This window comes from Virgibacillus sp. FSP13, assembly GCF_054048505.1.
On sequence record NZ_JBSVKG010000062.1, the window covers coordinates 1 to 1,738 of the forward strand.

1 protein-coding gene is annotated in these 1,738 nt (G+C 40.8%); it reads right to left on the reverse strand.

Going from position 1 to position 1,738, the window contains the following annotated elements; translation table 11 throughout:
• Positions 1-511 precede the first annotated feature (511 nt).
• Positions 512-1,621, reverse strand: a complete 1,110-nt coding sequence (locus ACW2QC_RS20145; protein ID WP_457545711.1) for an IS110 family RNA-guided transposase — start codon at positions 1,619-1,621, stop codon at positions 512-514.
• Positions 1,622-1,738 lie beyond the last annotated feature (117 nt).

Consider the following 1,738-nt stretch of genomic DNA (forward strand, 5'->3'; position numbering starts at 1 on the left):
TAGACTGATATGAACGAAACTGTCAAGTCCCCCCTCACACTTTTTTTATAATATGTTTTTTGGGCAACTTTAATAGAAGAGTCCTTTTGGCTCTTTTTTTGCTTTATTATGAAGTAGTTCAACACTTCCTTTTTCCTAGCTTGCTGACTCTTTTTCAGTTTCCAGATTGATTGTCAAGTGGTTTCCTTGACAATCAATCTGGAAACTGAAACGCTCTTAAATAGCTAGGAAAAGGAACGGTTACCCCCTTTTCTTAAATATAAGGAGATAAATACACGGCACGAAGGCAAAAATCTCTACGCCGATTGGCACACTGATATACGTGGGTTTTCACATTTTATCTTTCCGTCTCAGGATCTTTCACGAACTCCTCGCGTGCGTTCACCATTTGATGGCTAGCACAAGTCTACGTCGTGAGTACTCCTTTACGGTTTTTATCTTTGCCTTCGAGCCCTATATTCAGCCCCTTTCCTCTTTCTGTTTAAACATTAGCTAATCGTCATACAATTACTTATTCAGCTTTTCCTTCAACGTCCTGCGCAATTGCCCATATGAACCCTGCAAGCTCTCGCGCAATTGCTGTAATTGCTTTGCCACTTTCTTTACCGCGACCCATCAATCGGAAATATTTCTTGTGCAATCGGTTCTGGGCCTTCCACGATATTCCTAAAATATGACTTGGTTGTCCTTTTTGTCGCTTTGCCAATTCTCCTTTGACTGCAGGTTTATATCTATAGCTCCACGCGGCTTCTATCAACAATCTCCGTACATGCCGATTCCCTGTTTTCGTTATTTCTCCTAAATGACGTGTCATACCACTAGAACTTTCACTCGGTACCAGTCCATTGTATGCCATAAATTGCTTTGGAACCGGGAATCGCTTAAATGACCCGATTTCTGCAACCAAACTAGTAGCTGTAATAACCGCTACACCTCGTAATGTCATAAGCGCTTGGATCATGGGTGCGTGGACACCAGCTTTTGCCTGATCCTCAATCTCTTGCTCTAATATTTTTATTCGTTGCTGATATTCCTTTAGTTGCTGCAGATATTCCTGGTATGCTACCCGAGATGCGGAACGCTTAAATGTTAATTTATTCAGCCAATCCCAGTATTTTACGGTCCATTTTTTAGTGCCTAGAGGCGGTTTGATTTCATTTCTCAGTAGAAATTTTGTTAATCGATGTTTGGCTCTTAATTCATCTTCCTTTACATCCTCGCGTGCTCGAACTAAATCACGTAATGCCTCATCGTCTTCTGTTGGTACATAGACCGGTGTTAGTTCTCCAGCGCGATAAAGTGTTGCAAGTTTTATGGCATCACGCTTGTCGGTCTTTACCCGTTCTCCAGGTTTTTGTGGTATTAACGATGGTGCAATTACTTCACATTCAATATCCATACTCTTAAGAAGTCGATAGAGTCCATATCCAGTTGGTCCAGCTTCATAACAAACCTGAAGTTGTTCCGGTTCACCTAATTTTTTCATTAGTTTTCTAATTGCTTCTACCGTATAGGTAATCGTGCCAATATATCTTGGTTTAGAACGACCCTCCTCCGCAATCGCAACCGCAATATTGTCCTTTGATACGTCTAAACCTACGTATTTTGTGTTATAATTCACAGTACTGGCTCCTTTCGTATTGTAGCTCTGTTTTGGTATTTCTTACTAGTTATTCAGTATTACCAAATTAATCTACGTTGTTACGATGAAGGGGCGAGTTTCGTTCATGATAACTCC